Annotated in this window: 23 protein-coding genes; 13 read left to right on the top strand and 10 right to left on the bottom strand. The window is 49.9% G+C overall.

Translation table 11 applies throughout. The features are described 5' to 3' along the window. Positions 1-82: 82 nt before the first annotated feature. A complete protein-coding gene (gene mltF / locus ACZ5ZZ_RS15175) occupies positions 83-1,462 on the bottom strand; it encodes a membrane-bound lytic murein transglycosylase MltF (protein WP_464118577.1) in 1,380 nt (459 codons plus the stop codon). Positions 1,463-1,738: 276 nt separating this feature from the next. Here mltF and ACZ5ZZ_RS15170 point away from each other — a divergent pair, with 276 nt between their 5' ends. Further along, positions 1,739-2,353, top strand: a complete 615-nt coding sequence (locus tag ACZ5ZZ_RS15170; RefSeq protein ID WP_464132128.1) for a thymidine kinase — start codon at positions 1,739-1,741, stop codon at positions 2,351-2,353. Positions 2,354-2,416: 63 nt separating this feature from the next. Here the strand turns inward: ACZ5ZZ_RS15170 and trmFO are convergent, their stop codons facing one another. Beyond that, a complete protein-coding gene (trmFO, locus tag ACZ5ZZ_RS15165; RefSeq protein WP_464140133.1) occupies positions 2,417-3,739 on the bottom strand; it encodes a methylenetetrahydrofolate--tRNA-(uracil(54)-C(5))-methyltransferase (FADH(2)-oxidizing) TrmFO in 1,323 nt (440 codons plus the stop codon). A gap of 23 nt (positions 3,740-3,762) precedes the next feature. Here trmFO and ACZ5ZZ_RS15160 point away from each other — a divergent pair, with 23 nt between their 5' ends. Next, complete coding sequence (locus ACZ5ZZ_RS15160) at positions 3,763-4,158, top strand: DciA family protein (protein WP_464118574.1); 396 nt, start codon at positions 3,763-3,765, stop codon at positions 4,156-4,158. A 7-nt stretch (positions 4,159-4,165) separates the two neighbouring features. On the opposite strand, the gene ACZ5ZZ_RS15155 is transcribed toward ACZ5ZZ_RS15160, so the two are convergent. The 8 genes from ACZ5ZZ_RS15155 to ACZ5ZZ_RS15120 all read right to left on the bottom strand — a co-directional run bounded on the left by ACZ5ZZ_RS15155 (position 4,166) and on the right by ACZ5ZZ_RS15120 (position 12,254). After that, positions 4,166-6,736 (bottom strand): hypothetical protein, encoded by a 2,571-nt coding sequence (locus ACZ5ZZ_RS15155; RefSeq protein WP_464140131.1) that lies wholly within the window; start codon positions 6,734-6,736, stop codon positions 4,166-4,168. A 12-nt stretch (positions 6,737-6,748) separates the two neighbouring features. After that, positions 6,749-7,927 carry a hypothetical protein gene (locus tag ACZ5ZZ_RS15150; protein ID WP_464140129.1) on the bottom strand — a complete coding sequence of 393 codons (1,179 nt, stop codon included), beginning with the start codon at positions 7,925-7,927 and terminating at the stop codon, positions 6,749-6,751. A gap of 140 nt (positions 7,928-8,067) precedes the next feature. Continuing rightward, positions 8,068-8,907, bottom strand: a complete 840-nt coding sequence (locus ACZ5ZZ_RS15145; RefSeq protein ID WP_464140127.1) for a S1 family peptidase — start codon at positions 8,905-8,907, stop codon at positions 8,068-8,070. 90 nt (positions 8,908-8,997) lie between these two features. Then, positions 8,998-9,294: a hypothetical protein gene (locus ACZ5ZZ_RS15140; protein WP_464132120.1), complete on the bottom strand. Its 297-nt coding sequence runs from the start codon at positions 9,292-9,294 to the stop codon at positions 8,998-9,000. A 128-nt stretch (positions 9,295-9,422) separates the two neighbouring features. Continuing rightward, positions 9,423-10,238, bottom strand: a complete 816-nt coding sequence (locus ACZ5ZZ_RS15135; protein WP_464118569.1) for an MlaD family protein — start codon at positions 10,236-10,238, stop codon at positions 9,423-9,425. Continuing rightward, complete coding sequence (locus ACZ5ZZ_RS15130) at positions 10,238-10,984, bottom strand: ABC transporter ATP-binding protein (RefSeq protein ID WP_464118568.1); 747 nt, start codon at positions 10,982-10,984, stop codon at positions 10,238-10,240. The genes ACZ5ZZ_RS15135 and ACZ5ZZ_RS15130 overlap by 1 nt, the downstream gene beginning before the upstream one ends. Continuing rightward, positions 10,981-11,769 (bottom strand): MlaE family ABC transporter permease, encoded by a 789-nt coding sequence (locus ACZ5ZZ_RS15125; RefSeq protein WP_464118567.1) that lies wholly within the window; start codon positions 11,767-11,769, stop codon positions 10,981-10,983. The genes ACZ5ZZ_RS15130 and ACZ5ZZ_RS15125 overlap by 4 nt, the downstream gene beginning before the upstream one ends. Further along, positions 11,769-12,254 (bottom strand): hypothetical protein, encoded by a 486-nt coding sequence (locus ACZ5ZZ_RS15120; RefSeq protein ID WP_464118566.1) that lies wholly within the window; start codon positions 12,252-12,254, stop codon positions 11,769-11,771. Before ACZ5ZZ_RS15120 ends, ACZ5ZZ_RS15125 begins: the two co-directional genes overlap by 1 nt. A 659-nt stretch (positions 12,255-12,913) precedes the next feature. Between ACZ5ZZ_RS15120 and ACZ5ZZ_RS15115 the strand changes: the two genes are divergently transcribed. From ACZ5ZZ_RS15115 to ACZ5ZZ_RS15065, 11 genes are all read left to right on the top strand, one after another. After that, the gene (locus ACZ5ZZ_RS15115; protein WP_464140124.1) at positions 12,914-15,703 is read left to right on the top strand and encodes a tetratricopeptide repeat protein; all 2,790 of its coding nucleotides are present in this window, start codon (positions 12,914-12,916) and stop codon (positions 15,701-15,703) included. Between the two features lie 8 nt (positions 15,704-15,711). Then, positions 15,712-16,554, top strand: a complete 843-nt coding sequence (locus tag ACZ5ZZ_RS15110) for a sigma 54-interacting transcriptional regulator (protein WP_464118564.1) — start codon at positions 15,712-15,714, stop codon at positions 16,552-16,554. Further along, on the top strand, positions 16,551-16,961 hold the full coding sequence (gene flgB, locus ACZ5ZZ_RS15105; RefSeq protein WP_464118563.1) for a flagellar basal body rod protein FlgB: 411 nt from the start codon (positions 16,551-16,553) through the stop codon (positions 16,959-16,961). Before ACZ5ZZ_RS15110 ends, flgB begins: the two co-directional genes overlap by 4 nt. Positions 16,962-16,964: 3 nt before the next feature. After that, on the top strand, positions 16,965-17,408 hold the full coding sequence (gene flgC / locus ACZ5ZZ_RS15100; RefSeq protein WP_464118562.1) for a flagellar basal body rod protein FlgC: 444 nt from the start codon (positions 16,965-16,967) through the stop codon (positions 17,406-17,408). Between the two features lie 79 nt (positions 17,409-17,487). Next, positions 17,488-17,823, top strand: coding sequence for a flagellar hook-basal body complex protein FliE (gene fliE, locus ACZ5ZZ_RS15095; protein ID WP_464132117.1), 336 nt, complete (start codon positions 17,488-17,490; stop codon positions 17,821-17,823). Between the two features lie 23 nt (positions 17,824-17,846). Beyond that, positions 17,847-19,496, top strand: coding sequence for a flagellar basal-body MS-ring/collar protein FliF (fliF, locus tag ACZ5ZZ_RS15090; RefSeq protein ID WP_464118561.1), 1,650 nt, complete (start codon positions 17,847-17,849; stop codon positions 19,494-19,496). Then, complete coding sequence (gene fliG, locus ACZ5ZZ_RS15085) at positions 19,496-20,530, top strand: flagellar motor switch protein FliG (protein WP_464118560.1); 1,035 nt, start codon at positions 19,496-19,498, stop codon at positions 20,528-20,530. The genes fliF and fliG overlap by 1 nt, the downstream gene beginning before the upstream one ends. After that, positions 20,517-21,302, top strand: coding sequence for a FliH/SctL family protein (locus tag ACZ5ZZ_RS15080; RefSeq protein ID WP_464132115.1), 786 nt, complete (start codon positions 20,517-20,519; stop codon positions 21,300-21,302). Before fliG ends, ACZ5ZZ_RS15080 begins: the two co-directional genes overlap by 14 nt. Then, positions 21,302-22,630, top strand: a complete 1,329-nt coding sequence (locus tag ACZ5ZZ_RS15075; RefSeq protein WP_464132113.1) for a FliI/YscN family ATPase — start codon at positions 21,302-21,304, stop codon at positions 22,628-22,630. Before ACZ5ZZ_RS15080 ends, ACZ5ZZ_RS15075 begins: the two co-directional genes overlap by 1 nt. Positions 22,631-22,650: 20 nt before the next feature. After that, the gene (gene fliJ, locus ACZ5ZZ_RS15070; protein ID WP_464140122.1) at positions 22,651-23,100 is read left to right on the top strand and encodes a flagellar export protein FliJ; all 450 of its coding nucleotides are present in this window, start codon (positions 22,651-22,653) and stop codon (positions 23,098-23,100) included. Positions 23,101-23,103: 3 nt separating this feature from the next. Further along, entirely contained in the window at positions 23,104-23,916 is an 813-nt protein-coding gene (locus ACZ5ZZ_RS15065; RefSeq protein WP_464140120.1) for a MotE family protein, read from the top strand. Positions 23,917-23,924: the final 8 nt, after the last annotated feature.

The following is a 23,924-nucleotide window of genomic DNA, read 5'->3' as shown; positions in this document are numbered from 1 at the left end:
TATTTTCTGGATTTCAGAATTCAAATTTTAGATCGGTAAGAAAACTAAATGTCGGATGATTTGGGCCAGAGAGGGAGAGCCCTTAGCTGGCAGAGTTCATAAGATTGTAGAAGGACTTCACACGTTCAACAAAGTCCACAGTTTCGTAGCCACGGGCGGGACCGTATTCCAATTCAGCTGCATAATCGGGATCTGCCAGCAATGGCAGGATTTCCCGCATGTGTCTCCAAGAATGAGGATTGCGGCCCATTTTTTCTGCCAACTTTTGTGCGTCCTTCAGATGGGCTAGGCCCACATTGTATGCTGCCAAAGCCAAGGCCAGGCGATCTTTGGGATTCAGGTGGGCAGGAACACGATCCATCAGATAGCGAAGGTACTTGGCTCCACCCCAGATGCTTTGAACGGGGTCGGTGCGATCTTCAATTCCCACATGCAGGGCTGTATCCGTCGTTAACTGCATCAAACCACGCACGCCGGTGTAGCTGCGGGCCTCGGCGTTCCAGTGAGACTCCTGGTAAGCAACAGAGGCGATCAACTGCCATGGCAAATTATGCTCACGAGCTGCTTCACGGAAGGTGTCCTTATAAGTTGGTAAAGTCGAACGTACCTTTTTGAAGAACTGGGCAATGTCACGTTTATCCAACTGGGCCAGATAGGTTTTGTAGCGATCCAGAGTTTGCATGATTTCATCTTCACGCGAAGCTTGCTGATACCAGGACTGCATCAGATGCAATAATGCAGCATTGTCCGGAGACAGTCTCCAGCTAAGAGAGTAGGGGGAAGTCAGAGTCGTCACTTTTTCGATCGAGGTGTGATAGCGGGAGTAGAAGTCGCCACTGAAGTTTTCGGCGATCACACAGTCTGATTTACGTTGAGCCAGATTGGCCATCAGATCTTGGGTTTTTGTGTTTTCCAGAATCTCTACACGCACTTGCGGGGAAAGCTGGTTCAGGCGTTGGGACAGTCCCAGGTAGTTGTCCTTGTTCAGCAGCGAGATGCTTTTGCCGTTCAAGTCTTTGATGTTCTGAATCTGGGCCTTCCTTTGGCAGTACAGACTCAGGTAAGTTTCTTCGTAAGCTGGGCCCGTCAAGGCCCCCGTACTATTGTGAGGAGTCCTCAAGCGGGCGGCTGCGATATCTCCTTCACCTTTGGAGAGCGCCCGCATCACCGAGTCCTCATCCGGTAAAACGATATACTTCAGTTTAAGTTTGTAATGAGTGGCGAAGTTCTCCAGCAAGTCATGGTCGATCCCGAAGGCGTCGCCACGTTTGGGCTTACTATATATAAGAGGACTTTGTGTGGTCAGGACAACGATCTCACCTTTGGACTGAACCTGAGTCAGGCTCTCCTGTTCGTCCCATATCATGGCGTCGCAGCCATTCATGGCGACGGTTGTGAACCCAAGGGCCCCTACTAAAAGAGCCCGGGCGATTTTCTGTCGAAATCTTAAAATCGTTCCCATAGCGTGGGGCTTTGGTATCCTTTGGCGCGGCGCCAGTGCAAGCAATAAGCACCTCATTTCCGTCTTTAAATGCGAAAACTTTACGGATCTTGCACAAATTCGTCGCTGAATTGTAAAAAAGTACAGGCTCCGACAGCTCTTACAGGAGGGCGTCACAAAGTCTCAGTTCACTCATTTTTCTAACGCATGACTGTCAAAATTAGGCCAGATCGGGCGTTGACAGCTTTGTCAGATTTCATAATCGTGATTTTAAGAGGGTCACTAAGGGGGGATTTGGTGTCTGAGTTTTCCTATGTCCACAGCCGTGGATGGATTGAAGTTGTTGTAGGTTCCATGTTCAGCGGGAAAACGGAAGAACTGATTCGTCGTCTTCGTCGTGCAGAGTTCGCCCGCCTGCAGATTCAGGTTTTTAAGCCCATTATAGATAAACGCTACAACGACATGGCTGTGACTTCTCACGATCTGACCACCATCAAATCCACACCCATTCAGGATGCCGAAGAAATCTGGTCTTTATTGAAGCCCGACACCAAAGTGGTTGGCATTGATGAAGGTCAGTTTTTCTCTCAGAATCTGGTGCAGATCTGTCAGGACCTGGCGGACCGGGGCTTGCGTGTGATTATCGCGGGCCTGGATACCGACTGGCAGGGGAAGCCGTTTGAGCCGATGCCGACCTTGATGGCGATCGCCGAAAGTGTGACCAAACAGCATGCCGTGTGCGTGGTCTGCGGATCACCGGCCAGCCGCACGCAAAGAACAGCGGGCGGGGATGGCCAGGTTCTGGTCGGAACTCACGATGCTTACGAAGCTCGCTGCCGCCAGCACTTCAAACCGGAAGTCGACGCACCCACGATGGACTGGAAACTAAAACGAGAAATGGAAATCTCCTAAGGTACCTGCTCACCTTTGCAGAAGCATTGCATTAAAGGCCCCATCTGTGGGGCCTTTTTTATTTTATGGATTCCACTGCTCCATCGCAGCTCTGGCGATGGAGATTTGCTTTTCCTTGCGAACCGTTTTATCGCGCTCTTTTTCTGCCAAGGGTGGCAGCAACGCGAAGTTGATGTTGGTTGGTTGGAAGTGTTCCGCCCGCGTTGGGTCGGTGATCGCTTCCAGCAAAGAGCCAAAGGCGCTCGCTCTTGGCGGAGGATTGAACGGCTGATCTTTTAGTTTTTGGTTCAGGAAGCGGGAAACCATCAAGCCCGTGCACGTGGATTCAAAGTATCCTTCCACACCTGTGATTTGTCCGGCGAAGAACAACCAAGGGTCGTTCTTGCTGGAAAGGTCCTTGTTCAGGCGCTTCGGTGAATTGATGAACAGATTTCTGTGAATGCTTCCCAGCTTCAGGAACTCGGCATTTTCCAATCCAGGAATCATCCGGAAGACGCGCACCTGTTCGCCATAGGCCATGCGGGTTTGGAAACCCACCATGTTGTAGGCGGTGCCTTCTTTGTTGTCCTGACGAAGTTGCACGACAGCCCATGGATAGCGGCCCGTGCGAGGATCATCCAAACCAATCGGCTTCATCGGGCCAAAACGCAACGTCTGAGGCCCGCGCTCGACCATCACTTCAATCGGCATGCAGCCCTCAAAAAACTCAGTAGTCTCGAAGTCCTTCGGCTCGATCTTGCGCGCTTTTTGGATTTCCTCAATGAAGCGGTTGTATTCCTCCTTGTTCATCGGGCAGTTGTAGTAGTCGCCCGTGCCCTTGTCGTAGCGATCGGCTTTCCAAGCGATTTCCGTATTGATGGAATCCGCATCAATGATCGGCGCAATGGCATCAAAGAAATACAGGAACTCATCGCCGAAGTGCTGGCGCATGCTTTCGGCCAGATCATCGTGAGTCAAAGGACCTGTGGCAATAACGGCCGGGCGGGGAATGTCGTTCAAGGACTTCACCACATCGTTGCGAACTTCGATGTTGGGGTGATTTTTGACCTTTTCAGTCATGATGGCAGAAAAGACCTCGCGATCCATACCCAAGGCCTGACCGGCAGGAACCTGAGCTTCAAAAGCGGCCTGCAGGATGTGAGAGTTCAGCTTTTTTGCCTCCCATTTCAGTTGGCCGGGAGCAGAGTGTTCACCCAAGCTGCCAAAGGAGTTGGAGCACACAAGTTCTGCGAATTTGTGGGTTTTGTGCGCCGGGGTCATGGTTTTATCGCGCATCTCGTAAAGTACGACACTGTATCCCATGTCAGCTAGCTGTAGAGCGCACTCTGAGCCCGCAAGGCCTGCGCCAACGACTGTAATTTTTTGATTTTGAGTGAAATTTGTCATCTTTGTGGTAGACCTTTTCTTACATGGATCCCAATCAGAAACCCAAAGGCAAATTATCTATCGGCTCGGAAGTACTACAGAGACTTTTCGAAAATGGCAAGTCGCCATTGTCCGAGCAGTTTATGCGCTGGAAGCTGTGGGCGAAGTGGGATGAAGTCGTAGGGCCCACAATTGCAAAAAACGCCGAGCCCGTGGGCTTCCAGAGGGGCGTATTGTACGTTTGGGTGCGAAATTCCTCGTGGATGCAGCAGATGATCTTTATGAAAGATCCCATTCGCGACACCATCAACCAGAAGTTTCAGAATAATTTTGTAAAATATATCAAGTTCACTCTGGATCGCCGTGAAGTTCCAACGCAGGATCAGACGGATTTCAAAGAGATGATTTCCAAGATTGCTCCTGAAAGTGATGATGACTAACAGGGTTCTATTTTAAATTTTTAAGAGCTTCCAACCATGGGGCCATCAGACGTTCCAACTGCGGACGGCTTTCTGCTGGCAAGTAGGGTTTTAGATCTTGTAACGCCAGCAGAGTTTGCAGGCGTTCCGGGAAGCTCAGTTTGCTGCCATCGCTGTTGGTGTAGAATTCTTCTTTGGCACTGAACAAAGAGCGGTTCATTGCATAGTAAACTTCCTGTGCAGACCACAGGTAAGAATCAATATTCGTCAGTTGATACGCTTTTAGCAGAGCCCGGATAGCATAGGCCTGTTGCACCACCAGGAAGGGTTTTTTGCCGACCGCTTTACGATCGCTCAGACCCATCTGTGTGATTGCCAGTTTGTTTTCCTGAATCAACTGATTGGAAATGAAATTAGCCACAGCCAAAGCCAGCAGTTTCATATCTTTGCGACCAGCCAGCAAGACATCCAGAGGCGCTTCGTTATTGGCATCTTTGCTCAGCAAGATAGAGGATTTGGTTTTTTCAACACCTTCCGTGGCCTCCAGGAATTCGCTCATGGCCAGCAGGAACTGGGCAGTGTCCTTGGTGGTCACAAAATTCAGGCGTTCCCCTTTTTTAATGTCCACGATGCCGGCCATGATCGCTGTGTCCGGAGTGCTGCCATAGCTGTCAGCCCAAAGCAGATTGTTCTCTGTCGTGAGCAGGAAGACGGGTGTCGCCTTTTTTGTGATGTCCTGAAGTAGAACGGCCGCATTTCCCAGATTCAAGGCAAAGAGCATGTCCTTGGGGAATAAAGGCTGCTTCAGATCGTCGTGTTCTGCGTCGGTGGTCAGATCCTGAGCCATGATGTGCCCCAGTTGCTGGTCCATGACGGTTTTCTCCCAGTCGCGAGTCAGGCGCATCATGCGGCTCAGCCCACGCACCTGGGCGGCAAAAGCCGCAGCCGAAAAGTCGCGTTCATAGATCATACTAGGATCGGCATGGTAGGGGTCCTGCAAAGCGATGGTGTCAGGAATACGGAAAGACAAATCCGGATCTTTGGATTCATCGAAGTTCATAATGTCCAGCAGTTTGCCGCGATGTTGGACTGGCGCCAATAAAGATGGAATCAGATTATTGTCGACATCGCGGTAGCCACCGACTGCCACCAGTTTGTTGACCTGAGCCAGCATATGCGAAAATGCCATCGGTCCCAGATTTCCGTCTTTCATCAGAAGTTCCGCACTGGCGGAAAGCCCGGCCCCCACCGTCTCTCCAGAGACATTCAGGGAAGCCGCAACAGTGCTCAGCTCAGTTTCTTTCCCCGAAGCGATATTGACCTTCACGCGGTGGGTTTCAAAACCAGGCAGGCGGCCCTCGGATTCTGGCAGCACTTTTTTCTGCCAGACCTTGAACAGATTTGAAACGTAGTTGCCATAGCCATCGCGCACACGAGCGATCGCCGCGGCCTTGTCGATGATGGCCGCATCGATGTTGTCAGCAAAGGTTTGTGGCATGGTTTTCACAAACTCAGCCGCGAACGATTCAATCGAACTGATGACATAGCCTCGGGTGGCTTCGTTCATTTCGGTGCGAAGTTTGTCGATGCCGTACTTTTTAATCTTCGGCAGAATGAAAAGTTTCTTGGCAATACCGTTGATAATGCCACCCAGACATCCTTCGGTCTGCAGGCACTCAAGTTCTTTAGCGTCCTGCTTTGTCAGGAAGTCGTACAGATCCTCATTCACCGGCTTGAAGTACTGCGCGCGCTCTTCCGGCGTCAGGATGCGCCAGATGTCCACCAGAACGGCCAAGGAAGTCTGCGGTCCGTTAATGCCATCAAGGCCCTTGGCCAGCTGGCGTCCTTGCTTCATGCTTTTTTGAAGTACGGGATCCAGTTCAATCTCGAACTTTAAGATGGCCTCGTCAATCAAAGCCAAGGATTGTGTCAGCGTCTTTGTCGCCATCAAACGCTGCAGGAATGCCCGGGCATCGGCAAAAAGAGGTTTGGTTGTGTCGATCAGACCCACTTTCAATCCGTCTTCAATTGTGGGTGTAAGCCCCATGCGTGGGATCTCGGCCAGAACCATATTGGTGAACATCTCCGCTCGAGTCAGCATCGCCCCAAGCCCCGTGACCGGAGTTTGTGGCAGTCTTTCGCCAAGGTTCAGGATATGGGTGCGGATCGTGGGGCGGGCGGCATCCAGTTCTGCCAGAACTTCCCCAAGTGTGGTGCGCACCTGTTCCTGGGTTTGGCCTGTGGCCAGAGCGGCAAATGGGGATTTAGCCAGCTCAATGGAAAGGGTGGAATCCGGTGTTTTATAGAACTTTCGGATCCAGGAAAGCCCGGTGTTCTTCAGTTGCTCCAGCGAAGTTTTTTCGCCCAACTCAATCAAGGTCTCTGCTTGCTCAAAGTAAGTGGCGGACGAAACAGTGTCCTTCCAAATTAGTGACGGGGCAGCCTGACCGTATTGGCGTAAACGCAGATTGAGCTGCGTGTCTTTGGATTGCGGTCCAAATGTGGTCTTGGGTTGGTCAAAGACACGATCTTCGACTTTGGGGGCACAGGCACTTAGGACAAGGGCGGATGATAGCAATATGTTTAAAGACTTTTTCATACGCCCTCCTTTCTAGAAGAACAACATCAGGTTCATTTCCTGAGCGGTTTGACGTTCGATATTCACGCCTGAGAAAGTGTCAGACACCTGGAAGGAAACCATCAGGGGGATCACGGCTGTTTTTTTGAAATAGGATTTGACCGAACTATAGGTGATCTCGGCCTTCACCCGGTGGGCTGTGGAGGCGGAGTTAGTGGCCAGAAGGTCGTAGCGAGTTCCGCGCTCACCAGTGTATCTGTCAGCATCTTTGGTGGAGTAGTCATAACCGCCCCCCACCATCCAACTGTCAGTTATTTCATAGAAAAGATTGCCGCCCACGGTGGCGATGTTTCCCAGTGTGCGAGTCACATCTTCCTTGGTGTTGGCGTCTGGCAGGGTGTCGTCTTCATTCAGCGGAACCCGGGCCGTGACAGTGTCGGGAATATTAATCAGGTACGAGACATAAGGCACCATCGACAGACGACCGATCAGGTACTGTGAGTAAGCCAATGAGTTGGTGATATTGGTGCGACCAAAAACATTCAAAGAAGCCAGGTCATCGGGATCAAACTTCGGCCCTGTCGGAAGATTCACCTGCGCCTGATAGGTCAGGACCTTTTCGTTCTTTTCGTACAGTTTGTACATGCTGACGACCTGAATATCGCCAACGAAGGTTTCATCGCGATTGTTCAAAGCTTTATAGCCTTTGCCAGTCAAAGTTTCGTTGGTGGCTTTGCTCAAGTCCGTGTTCAGGGCATCATCCAGCTCAGGATTCAGACCCGAGAACTGCTGACGATAGTATTCGATATTGGAAAATTCCTGCGAAAGGGAGATTTTGTTAGTATAAGAAATAATTGGAACACCAACTCCGACGGTCCATCGGTTGGTGATTCCCCGTGCAAAAACCGGAGCTGAATACTGAACACGTGGCATCGTATCCACGCGCAGAACTCCCAGGTTGAATGAGTCCCCTAAAGCGTGGCCGCCAAAACGGTTCAAAGCATCAATCAGGCGTTTGGCATCAGAATTAAATTTGGCCAGATTTTTAGCATCAAAGACTACAGATTTGTAATCTCCAAGATTCATCAGGCTGCCGGATTCTGTGTACTTCTGACCGATGCCATCAATGATGCCGAAACGGAAAGAAGGGCTGTTGATGCCTTCGGGTAAGGTGCTTGTGGACATCAAGGCCTGAGCGCAAATTGAGCTCATCAGTCCGCAAAATGTTACAAGCAATGCCCGAAAGTTCACAGCATCATCCTCAAGAACGTTATATTGATAATAAAGGCGCAGTTTTAGCGCCTTTTGAAATTAAAGTAAAACTCTTGAAAAACCTGTGCCAACTGTTTGGACTATTGCATGATGAATTTTGCTGACTCCGTTAAAATCCAGTCTAGATGGAACTGCACATTCATGTACTGGCCTTCTAGCATGCACAGATTCTTTTCTTCATCAGGTGCCCACTCCAACTTGTGAGTTGTTTTTGAGGCGACACCCACAACGGTGTTCTTACCGTTGATAAGAGTTATTGCCGGACCACCGGAATCACCTTGGCAGAACCCTTTTCCTTCTTTTTGATTGACCATGAAGTAAGGAAGGGTCGGATCATACTTCGATACGTTCAGGTCCACAGTGCGCAGAATACCCGCATTTCCAGGTTGTGACGGGCGCCCATCCATTCTGCCATAGCCCGCAGCAGTGACCGAGGTCAGCAGCATCGGAACGTCTTTTTGTGGCAGATTCAAGATCTCAACATCAGGGGTTAGGTCTGATTCCAGATAGGCCAGGGCGACATCGAAGTTCTTGTCACCTTCAAGATACTTTGGATGAATTGCCACTTGAAGGGCTTTAAAAGTGATATTTTGCCCGTCACCATTTTTAATGTCCACGCGATGGGTGGCATCTTCTCTGGGAATAATACAATGGGCGGCCGTCAGGATCAGGCGGGAGCCGATGGCGCTGCCGGTGCATTGAGCGACTTTATAGTAGGTTGTGATGCTCTCAGAGTCTTGTTTCGTGGTAGGGGAATGGAAAACACGGAAATTCAGAGCTTGTTTGGAAACGGGGTCTGAATCATCCACCTGGCGACCACCGACAATGGCGTCGTCAGTTAAAGGCGAGATCTCGCCATTTTGCAGGTTTTCTTGGCAGGCTGTTAGTAGTAGAAGTCCGAATATAAGCAGTTTTCTCATAAGGTGGCTTCTATGCAAAAAAGCAACACACCCCAAGTTGAAGATAACCGCCCCCGGCCTGTCAAAAATTTAGATAGTGCCGCGAAATGATCAAAAATCCCAGCTTATCTGGGCTGTTGCCCCCAAGTTTTCCGTGTTCATCAGGCTTGAGACCTGAACGGATATAGGGGCTTTTTTGAAGGTCTCAGTCCATGAAAAACGGACCTCTCTTTTCTCGTCTTCGGCGCTTTCTTCATCGTGATAGATTAGTTCCGTGCCGAATCGTTTCTCCTGAAGTCCAGGCAGGGGCACTTCCATACGGTGTTCCTTGGCTTGTGCCGTGCCTGCCAGAATCAGAAGAAGAGTGATGCCTATTGTAATTGCTTCGAGTGTTTTTGATCTTTCCATGAATCTGAGCCTAGAGAGGCGGCCCGTGATTTTCCACTCAGGTTCTTCGCAATTCCGGACTTAGTGGAGGAAGCTTGCAGAATTAAAATGAAGAAGGCCCCAGAAGCATTTCCTAGGGCCAGCTTTAACTAGTCTTTGGTTTCTTTTTCGATCGATGTTCGCAGAAGCGATTCGACGTGGTTTTTGCGGTTTGAGCCGCCCAGCATGGATTTCAGGCGGTTGTGAATGGAAGGGTCGTTGATCAATGCGCCCAGGCTGCCTTCTCCGCGGTCGATCTTTGACAGAATGGCATCCAGTTTGTCGATGGATTTCGCCAGCTTTTCGCCACCGCCATGTGAATTCAATCCTGCCACAAATTTCTGACTGTCCTTGCTGGTTTGTGCCAGGCTGCTGGCTACGGTGTCCAGGTTGTTCATCACGCGCATCATGCGGTTGTCAACATTCATGGCGTGGGTGATTTTATACAGCTCATTGATGATATCAAAAATACGCGAGGTCTCATTGCCACGTTCGGCGATGATACCCAGCACGTCAGTGGGTTTGGCCACGGCCAGGATATCGCCTTCTTTCAGGTTTTCTGCGCGCGGGTCGCCCGGGATGATAAAGACGAATTTGTCACCCAAGGCTCCTTGAGTGCGGATTTCCACCTGTGATCCCTGACGGATGCGATCAATGTAGTCTTCGTTGATCTTCATTTTTACGTCCAAAGAGTTTTTCTCTGGCAGGAAGGTGATGGATTCGACATTTCCGACAGTCACACCGGACAGGGAAACGACACTGCCCACGGCCAACCCTTGAACCTGATCGAAATGGGCGTGAACACGAACGTAAGACGTGAAGATCGCCTTGTCGGCCCCGAGGAAAAAGATCGAGGCTAAGATCAGGAAAATCCCGATAGTCAGGAAGATGCCGACTTTGACTTGGGTGCTGAAGTGAGATTCCATTAAGCACTTTCTCCGTTAATAAACTGACTCATAACACCAGCAGGTTCCTGCTTGAGCTTTTCAATTGTGTATTGTTCACCGATTTTTCCATTCAAGAGCAACGCCACCTTGTCGCAGACAGCATAAACTGTCGGCATATCGTGGGTGACCAGAATGGAAGTCACACCTTTGGCTTTTAGATTTAAGATGGATTCCTGGATACGTTTGGTATTGTAGGGATCCAGCCCTGCCGTGGGTTCATCATACAGAACCACTTCCGGATGCATCATCATGGCACGAGCCAGACCCACGCGCTTTTGCATCCCTCCGGAAAGATTTCCTGGCAGAAGATTTTCCGAACCAGGCAGACCGAATTCCTGCAATTGATCATGGATCTGCTTGGCAATTTCCTCTTCCGTGAAATTGAAATGTTCGCGCAAGGGATAAGCCAGATTTTCATAAACTGACATCGAATCAAAAAGGGCGCCGCCTTGGAAGGCATAGGCCACTTTTTTGCGGATCTCAATAAGCTGCGTTTCGTTCATGGGGGTGATATCTGTACCTTTGATCAGAATCTGGCCCTTGTCCGGCTTTTCCAGGCCGACAAGGCTGCGTAGCAGAACGCTCTTGCCGGTGCCCGAGCCTCCAATCAGTCCCAGGCATTCGCCTTTGCGCACATAGAAGCTGACACCTTGGTGAACCTTTTTGCTGCCAAAGGATTTATGGAAATCAACGACTTCGATAACGCCATTGCGTTCGTTACTCATATCATTTTCTCCACAATCCAGAAAAGTTTTGACAGGAAGAAGTCACCCACAACAATCAGAATGGATGAAACGACCACGGCTTTGGTGGTCGCGATGCCGACCTCCTTGGTTCCGGCCTTTACATTCAAACCGAAGTAGCAAGAAGGAATCGCGATAAACAAAGCGAAGAAGAAGGTTTTAGCAAACCCTGACAAATAGTCCTGAATCGAAGAGGTGGTCATCACTTTGAGCAAATAGAAGTTTGGGTCCAGATTCAGTTCCGTGGCCCCGACAATGAGACCTCCCAGGTTGCCGACCAGATTGGCGATAGAAACCAGAATTGGCAGGGTGATGAGGCAAGCCAGCACACGGGGGATAACAATTTTCTTGATCGGCGAGGTGCCAAGTGCCCGGATGGCATCAATCTGCTGAGTCACCACCATACTGCCAATCTCGCTGGCGATTCCGGCGCCGACACGCGCTGCCAGCATTAAACTTGTAAAGACCGGACCCATTTCACGCAAGATGGTCACGGCCAGAAGTTTTGGGACATAAAGTTTGCCACCGAATTTTTCCAGCCCCAGACCGAACTGCAGGGACATCACCATTCCAATGCTGACGGCAGTGATCACGATCAAAGGCAAAGAACGCATGCCAATCTGATAGATTTGTTCGGCGATCAGTTTGAAATAGATGCGGCCGTGAATGGTTTCACGTAAAACATCGCGGCTCAGCAAGCCCACTCCACCGATAAAGTGGAAGACTTCCATCATAAAAGCTGTCAGAGGAAGTGCGAGGTTATTCATTAGGGTGCCTTAAACTTTGTTTTAAACTCTTCAAAATAGTTTTGCTCAGCCGCAAACTGTTTCTGAACGCCACCATAGCTAAGAGTGTAGTTGCAGTTGTTTTTCTTAAAGACAACCAAAGCCAGTTGAACAGGTATGCCGTCGACAGTGCCCGTGGCCACGGATTGACGGGCCTCACGGCCATTAAACATCACAGATTCAGAGCTCTTCACATCCAGATTCGAAAGAGCCGCCTGGGACTCCGTTTCCATCTGCTGCAACGAAGGGTCTGCCCCGCCACAGTCAGAAACAAAAGAAATGGTATTGCCCGTGGCCTCACTCAGCCAAGCCTTGTCAGAAGAAGCGGAATCAATAGCTTTAAAGGGCGCCCGAGGAGCAGAAAACTCCACCCCCTTGGCAGGCACGGATTTCCGGCCCGGCAAATTCACCGACACACAGCTCGTAAGCAGCACACTCAAGATGCAAACACCAAAGAAGTTTCTCATAGCACCCATCCATCGGAATAAATTGAGGAAAAATCCAGAGCTTGTCCGTCGAAACAGTGCCTCGGTCTAGGGGAAAGGGGGTCGTGAGCGGCTCATCCCCTTCGGACACATCCTCGCGGACGTGATCCCTGCGGGATCTACTGCTGCGGAACTTGGGGCTGATCCGCTCACGACCCCCTTTCCCCTAGACCAAGCTCTCTCGTCGTTTAAACACTGAATTTCCCCACTGCTTCTAGCACACGACCCAGAGTTCTCGATCCCGCGTAGAAAAAGTTCAGAGAACACGCCCCGCGTGCACCCGATCCCGCAAAACAACGCCGGCACACCAGGATCTTGGCGGAGGGCTGAGGGGAGTCCGACGCAAGTTCCGCAGCAGCAGCCCGCAGGGCGCGTCAGCGAGGATGAAAAGGCCATAATGGACTTTTCACGCGTAAGCCCGAAGGGGCATGGGCAGGAAGCCCTTGCCACTGTCCGAAGCGGCGGCCTCCCCTCAGCCCTCCGCCAAGGGCCGGGTCGTCAAGCCGTCATTGTTTTGGCGGAGGTGTTGGAAATTCTATGAAACTTTTTGCCCAGCTTGAACTTATTTGCCATCAGGCCTTTGAAAGGGGTGGCACTGTATGTGCAACAGCAAAGCGAAGGGAAGAGAAGGGGTTCAAGGAGTGAACACTTTACGATTTGTGATGATGGCAGGATGCCTGTTCTTTGGTCTAGCTTCAGCAGAAGCTAACAAGGTCAATGGCGTGATCAATTTTCAGGGGGACACGGTTCACCTGGAGCTGACTGGTCAGCAGAACTGGGACTATGACGTTAAGCGCTTGGATAAAAAGGGCCAGACCGTTGTAGAGATGACGGTGCCTGCTCTGGATGAATCCACTATTGATTCTCTTTCTTCTTTTAAAAGTGATTTTGTGACCTCCGTGGCCGTGGATCGCAAGGGGCCGGATGGCAAAAACGTGATTCAGTTCACCTTGTCTGGTGAAGACATTGATACCTTTGATTACCTGACTGATCAGCCGTCGCGTTTGATTATGGACTTTTATGTGAATCCGTCTGCGAAAGCCTCCAAAGCGAGCAAAAAAACTGTGGCGGAAAAAGAGAAACAACTTCCTACAGAGCTGCCAGCTAAGGTCCTAAAACCTATAGCAAAAAACAAAACAGACAAGAATCGAAAGCCCGCGACAGCGGACACTTTGGCGATCGCTCAGCAGGGCGGCGTGGCGGTGGCTCAGAATGACAGTGTGAAGTCGGGGATTTTTGACGGAGGAGATCCAGAGTACGAGCGCTTCTCTATTAAAGATTATGAGATCAAAGAAGATGCCCTGATTCGCGCCAAGGATAACTATTATATCCCGTTCCCAATGCTGGAAACTCCTGTCGGCTATTGGGAGAAGATGAAGGTGACACCGGCAATCTATCAGATCACGCCGAAATCTTCGGAAGAAAACAAACAGGCTCGTCTGCTTTTGACATTGTTTGAAAAGCAGCGCTATGGCGTTTATCTGAAAACCCAGCAGTGGTTCAAGGATAAGTATCCGCAATCAGAATACAATGAAGTCATCGACTTTATGACCGCCGATGTGCATCTGGCCATGTGGCAGGAAGAGGGTCGTGTAAAAGATTACGATCAGGCGATTCAGAAATACAAAGAAGCCGTGGCGAAGTATCCGCGGTCTCCTTTGGCGGAAAGAACCTCATTGAAGCTGGGCTATCTGGCTTTTGAAAAAGGTGATTATCTGAATTCACTGCGTTTCTTCCAGGAACACATTGAAAATAAGAACTTCGCTGACAAGGAATCCCTGTCCAAGGATCTGGCCCGTTTGGGAATGGGTTTGGATTTCATGAAGTTAAACAAGTGGGATGATGCGATTGCGCACTTTAATCAGGTTGAAAAAGATGCTTTCAATCGTGATTTAAAAGTGGAAGCGGCTTACCGCCGTGGCGATGTCTGGGTTCGCAGCAAAAACTATCCAAAAGCCATCGCTGAATACCAGAGCGCCTTGAAAAAGTATCCGGAAGGTCAGGGACTTTATCCGAATGCTTTCTTCAATCAGGCGGAATCCCTGTTTATGACCAATAAGTATCAGCAAAGTCTGGATACTTACCGTGAATTTGTGAAAAAGTTCCCAAGCAGCAATCATTCGGCTTTTGCCATGACACGCATGGGAGAACTGCTGGATATCTTCGGCGCAGACAAGTCCCGAGTCATGGGAGCTTATCTGGAGACTTATTTCCGCTATGGTGAAACTCCGAATGCTGTGATTGCGCGCTTGCGTTTGCTGAGTGCACGCATGAAAGGCATGAAGCCGAAGGAAGTGAACCATGCCGTGGCAGAAATCATGTCTTTGGCAAAGAAGATTGATCTTCCCAACATTGAACAGTTTGCAACGGTGATGGTGGCCGATGGTTACACCAATCGTGAGGAGCATCAAAAGGCCATTGACCTGCTGTCAAAGTATTACAAAGAGCATCCGACGTCAGTGGATGTTCCTTTGTTGACCAATCGTATTGTGTCCAACATCAACGACAAACTTGAATCTGAGGTCAATGCCGGTAACTTTATTGCGGCTCTGAAGACACACAGTCAATATGCTGACAACTGGCTGAAAAACTCCAGAAGACTGGATACGAAATACAATGTGGGGCGCGCATTTGAGATGGCGGGCGTTCCTGTTGAAGCCGAACGTTATTACAAAGATGTTTTGAATCGCACCTACGCGATTCGCGGGACCCCGGAAGCCAAGGAAGTTCAGGTAAAAGAACAGGTGCCCTCCGAGGATGAGTTGAACCTGCGACTGGCAACAGTCTTTACTGAAGAACAAAAATACAATCAGGCCTATGACTATCTAAAGAATATCAAAAATCCAGAGAAGATGGATGAGAACTCTCAGATTGAGCGAGTGAATGTGGCTGTTCGCCTGCTGGAAAAGCGTGGCGACAATGACTCCGCCGTTCGTTACCTGGGAGAGCTGTTGCGCACTTGGAAGGGACAGCCACAACTGGTGGCTGAGCCGTACCTGAAACTGGCGGATCTTCAGATCAAGCAGGGGAAGTCAGATGAGGCCCTGAGATCCTTGGAGATGATTGATCAGCTGCAAAACGATTCCGGCAAAATTGCGCCTGTGATCCATGCGAAAGCTCTTGAGACAATGGGCGATATCTATCTGGAAAAAAAGCAAAGGAATCTGGCCACAGGTTCTTATGAGAAGCTTCTGGAAAAATATGAAGACAGTCGTCCTCTTTCCTCCATTCGCTACAAGCTGGGTCAGATCTACTTCAAGGAAGGTGAGATTCAGAAGGCGGCGGAAGTCTGGAACGAGTTCAAAGGTGATAAGAGCGGCTTCTGGAAGAAGCTGGCTCAAGAACAACTGCAGAATTCGGACTGGAGAGACGGTTACAAGAAATATATCAAAAGAATTCCAGCTATGTCTGAGAACGAACAAGGCCAATAGGAGTTTGGATGTCGTACTTTGATTTTGATGCCCTACACATCGAAGATAGAAGAATGCACGAAGTGAAGCAGTTGAGTCTTCAATTGGCCGGCACCCAGGCCAGTTTGTTGTTGGTAGGTGAAGCCGGTTCGGGGAAAACAAGTCTGGCCCGCTATATTTACACAAAAAGCCGTTCTTCCCGTTTGTATTGTCTGGATTGCAAAAACGCCGGTGGCTTTGATTTTTCGCGTGTGGATGGTGGCACTTTACTGATCGAGGATTTGGATTGTGCGTCTGTGGCCTTGCAAAATGATCTGATGAAACTGGTGGAAAGAACTGACGGCACCCGTCCTCGTTTTATTTCAACAAGTCGTCGCGACATTCGTTCCTTGGTGAAGCAAGAGCAGTTCCGTCAGGATTTGTTCTATAAGTTGGCGGTGGTTCATTTGGAAATTCCAAGACTGGAAGATCGCAGTCTGGATTTCCAGAATATCGTGAACTTTGTGCTGGAAGTATCCCAGATCATGCATGGCAAGTCGGGCTTGCGTTTGACGGCCGAGGCCTATGAGCGCCTGAATGCCTGGAATTGGCCTGGCAATATCCGGGAGCTGGAAAATGTCCTGGAAAGAGCCGTGGTTCTTGCAAAAACTTCAGACATCGGCCCCGAATGTATTCAATTTGAGGCTGAATTTTCGGATATGGACCTGGATTTTGCTCCGGGCATGTCCCTTTCCGAGGTTGAAAAGCGTCTTATTCTACAGACCTTGGAGCTGACGGCCCAGAACCGCACTCGTGCGGCGCAGATGCTGGGAATCAGCATTCGAACATTGAGAAATAAACTTAATGAATACAAGGAAGAAGGTGTTTTATGAGTGGTCTATTCGATAAAACAACCAACGCACTGGCGACCTCATTGCACATGAGGCAGCTTCGTCACAATGTGACGGCGTCAAACATTGCCAATGCGGAAACCCCTGGTTATCACGCCAAGAAGATGGACTTTGAAGGGGCTCTGCAACGAGCTCTGGATCTGGATGGCGCCAACAGCCTGAGCACCAGCAATCCCGAACACTTCTCTGTCGGCGGTGTTTCTGTCGCTAAAACCCGTCCGGACATATACGATGATCCGGAAGGGGCGGTGAACAATGACGGCAATACCGTGGACGTTGAAAAAGAAATGTCAGCGTTATCCGAGAATGCGATCCTTTACAAAACAGCCCTGCAACTTATCAACAAGAAAATGGCTGCTTTGAAGTATGCGGCTACGGAAGGGCGGTAATAGATGGCTGATTTTTTGACCGGCATGAGAATCAGCAGCAGTGGGATGGCAGCGCAAAGAATGCGCATGAACACCATTGCCAGCAATATCGCCAATATTAACACGACCCAGACGCCGGAGGGTGGTCCGTACCGTCGCAAAGACGTGGTGTTCGAATCCATGCCCGATGCGAAGAACTTTGGTGAGATCATTTCTTCGACGGATCCCGCAGGAAGCTTCCAGCGAGTCCAGGTCACGGATGTGATATCTGACCGAAAGGCTCCGCTGATGAAGTATGAGCCGGACCATCCTGATGCAAATGCAGAAGGGTATGTGGCCTATCCGAATATTAATCTGATGGAAGAAATGACCAATATGATACAGGCGTCGCGTTCTTATGAAGCCAACGTGACAGCGGTGCAGGCGTCCAAGGATATGGCCCTTTCCGCGCTGGAGATAGGCAGGTAATTCCTTCCTAGACCCCGGCAAAATTTAGGGACTTTTTTGTTTTAGTTTATTACAATTTTCATAAGGAGAAGGTGAAGCCATGGAGGGTTTTACTGTATCAAATGCAAACAGGTTTCTCGACACTGGGATCGTGCGTGATTCCAAGTCGTTAAGCATCGAGAACACCCCTTCAACAAGTCCGACATCCGATACGGGCAAAAGCTTCGCCGACACCCTGAAAGACGCCGTTGGCAGTGTGAATGAAATGCAGAAGGCTTCAGACAAAGCCATGCAGAATCTCGCAACTGGCAAGACGGACAATGTGGCCGATGTGATGATCGCCGCGGAAAAAGCAGACATCGCCCTGAAGGTGATGGTGCAAGTGCGCAACAAGATCATTGATGCGTACCAAGAAGTTATGAAGATGCAGGTTTAGTTTCTTAGGCTGGAGGGGTTTCCTTGAATAAGATTTTTGGTGGATTGGTTGTCCAGTTTCGCGAGTTCTTCAAAAACCTGGGTCCGACCAAAAGACTTTCAGTAATTGCGGTTACTGTTATTGCGGCGGTGGCACTTTTCACGATGCTGTTTATGGCTTCAGGGAAAGACTATGTACCTCTGTTCACGAACATTCCGACTGAGCAGGTTTCCACGATCGTGGCAAAACTGAATGAAAAGAATGTGCCTTTCCAGCTGCGTGATGGCGGAAAAACTGTCGCTATTCCAAAAGAGCTTTTGCATTCCACGCAAATGACTTTGATGGCGGAAATCGGTTCTCCTAAAATGGGTTCTATCGGTCTTGAGATCTTTGATAAACAAGATTTCGGCATGAACTCGTACGCTCAAAAGATCAACTATCAAAGAGCTTTGCAGGGCGAGCTTATGCGCGCTATCAACACCTTGACGGCCGTAAAGCAGTCCAAGGTGATTCTGGCTTTGCCGAACAAAAAAACCTTCCTGGAAGAAGGCGGTCAGGCCTCTGCCTCTGTTGTGGTTGAATTGCACCAAGGCAAAGAACTGGCACCGGAACAGGTGCGCGGCATTCGCTATTTGGTGGCAAACTCTGTTGAAGGCATGGACGCTGACAAAGTGACAGTCCTGGACGAGCGTGGGAAGGTTCTAACCCGCGTGGCAGATGGAACTACCGGCGGATCCAATGAACTGCTGGACTTGAAAGCAAAAATTGAAGGTGATCTGGAAGACCGTATTGAAGACATCCTTTCCAAAGTTGTCGGTCATGCGAAGGTGGTGGCTAAAGTGGATGCCACTTTGAATCACCGTGTGATTTCTTCTGTGGAAGAATCTGTGGATCCGGACAAAACCGCGATCCGTTCCCAACAGTCCGAAGAGGAATCTTTGGATGGTTCCCGTACAAATCCAGCCGGAGTTCCGGGTTCCCGTTCCAATTTGCCGGGAGCGGAGGATCAAGGCACAGTGGGCTTCCGTCAGGATGTTAAGAAGGAAATCAAGACGACAAACTATGATGTTCCAAAGACGGTCCGCAATATCCGTGAATCTGCCGGGAATCTGGAGCGTGTCAGCGTCGCCGTCGTTGTTGATGGTGTGATGACCACAACAACGAAAGCAGATGGCACGACAGAAACCACCTGGAAACCACGTTCTGCGGAAGAGCTAAGAAAATACGAAGACCTGGTTAAGAATGCCATCGGGTTCAACACCGCTCGTGGTGACAGTGTTAAGATTGAAAACATCCAGTTCCAGCCGGAAGATTTCTCAGAAGCTGAAAAGATCCTGACGACACTGGAAAGAAAAAAGCTGATCCATGCTTTGTTTAAATGGGCATTGCTGGGCTTCAGTTTGGCGTTGTTCTTCTTCATCGTGGTTCGTCCATTCATGCAGTGGATTACGGACAGCTTCCAGGACTCTGTGGAAGAAATGCTCCCGCGCACCATCGAAGAGCTGGAAGAGCTTCAGTCGGTGGATAACACCCTTCCAGGCATGTCGACGGCTTTGCCGGTGCTTCAGGAATCCATTGATCCTGAGAAGGCTGAAAGTGAATTGTTGAAAGATCGTATCCTGTCATCAATGAGTCGTGATGAGGAAAAAGCAGCCAATGCATTTGGAATGTGGCTGGTTAGGAAGGATGGCTAATGAAACTTCATAAGGCTGAAAATATTGAGTATGAAAATCTCAAAGGCTTCGACAAAGCCGCTATCCTGATCAATTACCTGGGCAAAGATGCCGTGAAGGTGCTTCTGCGCCGCATGGATGACTCTGACATCCGCAAGCTGATCAATCAGATGAGCAAACTGCGTGTGGTGCCGGTGCATGTGACAAAGCGTGTTCTGGAAGAGTATTACGAAATGATCTCTGAGACAGAAGACTATATCTTCTCCGAAAATATCTCTGCCAAGGACACCATCGTGGATGCTCTGGGCGAGGAAAGAGCCCGAGGCATCCTGGGGGGGTTGAATATCTCCACCGGTGGATCTCGCTCTTTAGAGTCCTTGGAGATGGTCGATGCGAAATCACTGGCCACCTTCTTGGTGAATGAGCACCCGCAGACAGTGGCCGTGATTCTGGCCCATTTGGAACCAGAGAAAAAAGGCGAGGTTCTGAAACGTCTGCCAGAGGCTTTACAGGCCGAAGTGGTTTTGCGTATGGCCAATCTGGAACACGTGGACCCTGAGCTTATTGCTGAAATTGACCGCGTTCTGAAAAATCAATTGTCCAATACAGCGACAGTTGAACAGGCGGCTCTGGGTGGTGTTCATCCTGTGGCGGAAATGCTCAACGTGATGGATAAAAACACGGAAACGGCGATCATGTCCCGTCTTGAGGAAAAAGATCCTCTGTTGGCGGAAGAGATCCGTAAGTTGATGTTCGTCTTCGATGACATCGTTAAAATCGATGACCGTGGTATTCAGACTCTTCTTAAGGAAGTGGCCAACGACAAGCTTCTGCTGGCACTGAAAACATCCAGCGAAGAGATTCGCACGAAGATCTTCAAGAATATCTCTGCCCGTGCGGCCGAGATGCTGCGTGAAGATCTGTCGAATATGGGACCTTCGCGTCTGTCCGACGTCGAGTCGGCACAGCAGGAGATCGTGAATGTGGCGCGCCGTCTGGAAGCCGAAGGAAAGATCCTGATCGCAAGAGGTGGTTCAGAAGATGCAATGGTCTAATCGCGCGTCTAAGTCTGTCTTACCCAAGGAGCTTGCCGAGAACACAGTTCTTGAGTTTGTTCCCATGCGCTTTGACTTGGGGACACCCGAGCAGGCCATGAACTATCTTGCTGAAAAGAAGAAAGGTTCGGACTTCCGCATGAACGATGCCGTGCGTGTGCAGACGGGCATCGACGAAGTCGAAAAAGGCAGCGAAGAGGAAAAAGTAGAAGTCGCTGCTTTGGAAAAGCTTAAGGAAATACAAGAGGCGGCTTACCAGGAAGCTTACAAGCTGGGTCTGGAAGAAGGCCGAAAAGAGGCGTTCGAGCAGATTTCTGCAGAGCTTGCCGAGCGCATGTCTTCTTTGGATACGCTGCTATTGACGATTAAGGATCTGAAGAAGGACATGACTTCGTTCAACGAAGCTCATTTGTTAAAGCTGATGTTCCAGATGGCCGCTCGCTTGGCGAAAACGGAACTTCAAAGCAATAATGAAGCGATGGTCGGTATCCTGCGCGATGCTGTTGGTTTGGCGCAGGACGAAGAGGAGATCACCGTTCATGTATCGCAGGCGCAGTTTGATTTCCTGGAGACTTTGAAGCAGGAAACGGGCCGCGAGTTTGAATTTATTAAGAAAATCAACTTCGAACCCAACCCCGATGTGGCTGAAGGTGGATGTATCGTGGAAACCAATTACGGTGAAGTCGATGCCCGCATTGAGCAGCGTATAGAACAGTTGTGGTCTGTGCTTTCTGAAAACATGCCAAAAGTAAAAGACAGGATTGCCGGCTGATGAGCGAGCTTGAACTGAATCTGGATAAGTATTCTGAAGTGATTCAGTCCATCCATTTGACCAAGGACAGTGGCAAGGTCACGGAAGTCAATGGGATGCTTATCAAGGGTTATTTGCCCGGAGCCAGTGTTGGCAGTATCGTTTCGATTAATCCCAGCGGGACCGAAAAGTCTTTCCTGGCTGAGGTTGTCGGTTTTAAAGACAAGCACGTACTGATGATGGCCCTCAACGATATGAGAGGCGTCGCTTTGGGGTCTAAGATCGTTTTGGCCCGCCAGATCGCCACGGTCCGTGCCGGGGAAGAGCTTTTAGGGCGTGTTGTGGACGGCTTGGGTCGTCCCCTGGATGCCCTGGGTGAAGTCGAAAATTTCAAAGAAGTTCCGTTATACAGTGAAGTCCGAAATCCTTTGGAGCGCAGACCCATTCGCGAGCCTATTGATCTGGGGATTCGCGCCATCAATGGCGCATTAACCGCAGGTCTAGGTCAGCGTGTCGCAATTATGGCGGGTTCTGGTGTGGGTAAGTCCGTCCTTCTGGGGATGATGGCCCGGAACACCAATGCCGATGTCAACGTGATTGCCATGATTGGTGAACGTGGTCGTGAGGTGCGCGAATTTATTGAACATGATCTGGGACCTGAAGGGATGAAACGATCCGTGGTCGTTTGTGTGACCAGTGATCAAAGTCCTCTGCTGCGTATGCGGGGAGCTTACGTGGCAACGGCCTTGGCTGAATATTTCTCCTCTCAGGGAAAGAACGTTCTGCTGATGATGGATTCGGTGACTCGTTTTGCCATGGCTCAGCGTGAAATCGGTTTGAGCACAGGCGAGCCGCCTTCTCAGAAAGGTTATACGCCGAGCGTGTTTGCAACCTTGCCGAAGTTGTTGGAGCGTGCCGGTTCCTTTGAGGGCGAAGGCAGCATCACCGGATTCTATACGACCCTGGTTGAAGGGGATGACATGAATGACCCGATCGGGGACTCTGTACGTTCCATCGTGGACGGGCACATTGTTCTAAGTCGTGCTTTGGCGCAGAAGGGACACTTCCCGGCCATTGATGTCATGCAAAGTGCCAGCCGTGTGATGCGGGCGGTTTCATCACCAGAGCATGTGAAGCTGGCGCAGAAGCTGCGTGAAACCCTGGCGGTGTACAAAGACGCCGAAGATCTGATCAATATCGGAGCTTACAAACCGGGTTCTAATCCGAAAATTGATAAGGCCGTGAAGGTGATCGATGCGGTGAACGACTTCCTGAAGCAACGTGTGGAGGATCCGACCAACTTCACGCAGACGATCCGCCAAATGCAGCAAATCCTAATGAACGCTTAATGGTCCCATGAGGTTCTACAATGAAGTTTAAGTTTCCCCTGCAGAAAGTTCTGGAGCATCGCAAGATCAAGGAAAATCTGGCGCAAAAGGACTTCCAAGAGGTGGTGACCCAGCTCAATGAAGAACAGGGGCGGCTGGAGGCCATGCTGGGGCAGGTGCAAAACGCCCATCAGCAGGCGGGAAGCCTGTCACAGGCGGGTGGGGCTCAAGGTCCAGCCCTAAGTCAGATTCATGAATTCCTGAAAGGTCAGGAAGTCCGCATCCAGCGTCAAAGGCAAAAAGTACAAGAAATCGAGAAATTGGTCGAGTCCAAGAGAGAAATTTTGCGACAAGCCGCTCAGGAATATAAAATTATGGAGAAGATGCGTGAGAACAAGTTCGAAGAATATCGGGCTGAGCGTCTTTCTAATGACCAGAAGGAAATGGATGAACAGTCCATTCTGAGGTTCAAAGCTGTGAAGGAATCATAGTCGATGAAAAGCGGATACGATCAGTTCTTTAAGAATGCCCGTCAGGTGGCGGACAACAAATCAGGTGTAAAGTTTCAAAAAAGACCGCAGTCTGCAAAACTTCATCTGGATTTGGCTTCTGAAGACGTCGAACAGCAGATCCGCCGCCGCATGAAAATGTCGGCTCCAAAAAAATCCAAGAAAGCTCCGGTGCCCTGGAAGATGATCGTGTTTTCCTTTGTGGGTTTGCTGGTGGCGATCTGGGGATTCCAGAACTACGAGGAAGTCGAAAATATCGTTAAACGCGTCGAAGTTCAGATGACAGGCGAAGCCATTGCTCAGGCACCGGCACAGGCATCCGCTCCGGCTCCTGGAGATGCGGGACCTCAGTTGGAAAAAACGGAAGCTCCGGCGGCCTTAAGCAGTGTGGAAATTGATCATCTGCAAAAGTTGAATGAAAGAAAAAAAGAGCTTGATGCGCGCGAGGAAGAGCTAAACCGCATGGAAGCCGAACTGGGAACTCAGAAGGTGGAGCTGGAAAAGCGATTGAAGGACCTTGAAGAAATGCGTGCCCGTATTTCATCCATCCTGGAAGAGCGTGTGAAGGCCGATGCGGAGAAAGTCGATACTTTGGTACAGATGTACACCAATATGAAGCCTCCACAGGCGGCCAAAGTCTTTGAGACGATGGACGAGGATTTGGCCATTGAGATACTTGGCCGTATGAAAAAGAAGAATGCTGCTGATATTATGAATTTGTTGAAGCCTGAAAAAGCTCAGATCCTGTCTGAGATGTTTGCGGGCTATAAGCGTCGTGCTCCTGCGAGCGCGAAATAGTAACAACG

The organism is Bdellovibrio sp. HM001 (assembly GCF_055397275.1).
Note: the sequence above shows the minus strand (reverse complement) of the source record. Positions and strands in the feature narration are given on the sequence as shown.

Excerpts from the sequence above, each read along its gene's own strand:
- mltF (WP_464118577.1), bottom strand. The coding sequence starts at position 1,462 with ATGGGAACGATTTTAAGATTTCGACAGAAAATCGCCCGGGCTCTTTTA.
- trmFO (WP_464140133.1), bottom strand. The coding sequence starts at position 3,739 with ATGACAAATTTCACTCAAAATCAAAAAATTACAGTCGTTGGCGCAGGC.
- ACZ5ZZ_RS15160 (WP_464118574.1), top strand. The coding sequence starts at position 3,763 with ATGGATCCCAATCAGAAACCCAAAGGCAAATTATCTATCGGCTCGGAA.
- ACZ5ZZ_RS15155 (WP_464140131.1), bottom strand. The coding sequence starts at position 6,736 with ATGAAAAAGTCTTTAAACATATTGCTATCATCCGCCCTTGTCCTAAGT.
- ACZ5ZZ_RS15150 (WP_464140129.1), bottom strand. The coding sequence starts at position 7,927 with ATGAGCTCAATTTGCGCTCAGGCCTTGATGTCCACAAGCACCTTACCC.
- ACZ5ZZ_RS15145 (WP_464140127.1), bottom strand. The coding sequence starts at position 8,907 with ATGAGAAAACTGCTTATATTCGGACTTCTACTACTAACAGCCTGCCAA.
- ACZ5ZZ_RS15140 (WP_464132120.1), bottom strand. The coding sequence starts at position 9,294 with ATGGAAAGATCAAAAACACTCGAAGCAATTACAATAGGCATCACTCTT.
- ACZ5ZZ_RS15135 (WP_464118569.1), bottom strand. The coding sequence starts at position 10,238 with ATGGAATCTCACTTCAGCACCCAAGTCAAAGTCGGCATCTTCCTGACT.
- ACZ5ZZ_RS15130 (WP_464118568.1), bottom strand. The coding sequence starts at position 10,984 with ATGAGTAACGAACGCAATGGCGTTATCGAAGTCGTTGATTTCCATAAA.
- ACZ5ZZ_RS15125 (WP_464118567.1), bottom strand. The coding sequence starts at position 11,769 with ATGAATAACCTCGCACTTCCTCTGACAGCTTTTATGATGGAAGTCTTC.
- ACZ5ZZ_RS15120 (WP_464118566.1), bottom strand. The coding sequence starts at position 12,254 with ATGAGAAACTTCTTTGGTGTTTGCATCTTGAGTGTGCTGCTTACGAGC.
- ACZ5ZZ_RS15110 (WP_464118564.1), top strand. The coding sequence starts at position 15,712 with ATGTCGTACTTTGATTTTGATGCCCTACACATCGAAGATAGAAGAATG.
- flgB (WP_464118563.1), top strand. The coding sequence starts at position 16,551 with ATGAGTGGTCTATTCGATAAAACAACCAACGCACTGGCGACCTCATTG.
- flgC (WP_464118562.1), top strand. The coding sequence starts at position 16,965 with ATGGCTGATTTTTTGACCGGCATGAGAATCAGCAGCAGTGGGATGGCA.
- fliE (WP_464132117.1), top strand. The coding sequence starts at position 17,488 with ATGGAGGGTTTTACTGTATCAAATGCAAACAGGTTTCTCGACACTGGG.
- fliG (WP_464118560.1), top strand. The coding sequence starts at position 19,496 with ATGAAACTTCATAAGGCTGAAAATATTGAGTATGAAAATCTCAAAGGC.
- ACZ5ZZ_RS15080 (WP_464132115.1), top strand. The coding sequence starts at position 20,517 with ATGCAATGGTCTAATCGCGCGTCTAAGTCTGTCTTACCCAAGGAGCTT.
- ACZ5ZZ_RS15075 (WP_464132113.1), top strand. The coding sequence starts at position 21,302 with ATGAGCGAGCTTGAACTGAATCTGGATAAGTATTCTGAAGTGATTCAG.
- fliJ (WP_464140122.1), top strand. The coding sequence starts at position 22,651 with ATGAAGTTTAAGTTTCCCCTGCAGAAAGTTCTGGAGCATCGCAAGATC.
- ACZ5ZZ_RS15065 (WP_464140120.1), top strand. The coding sequence starts at position 23,104 with ATGAAAAGCGGATACGATCAGTTCTTTAAGAATGCCCGTCAGGTGGCG.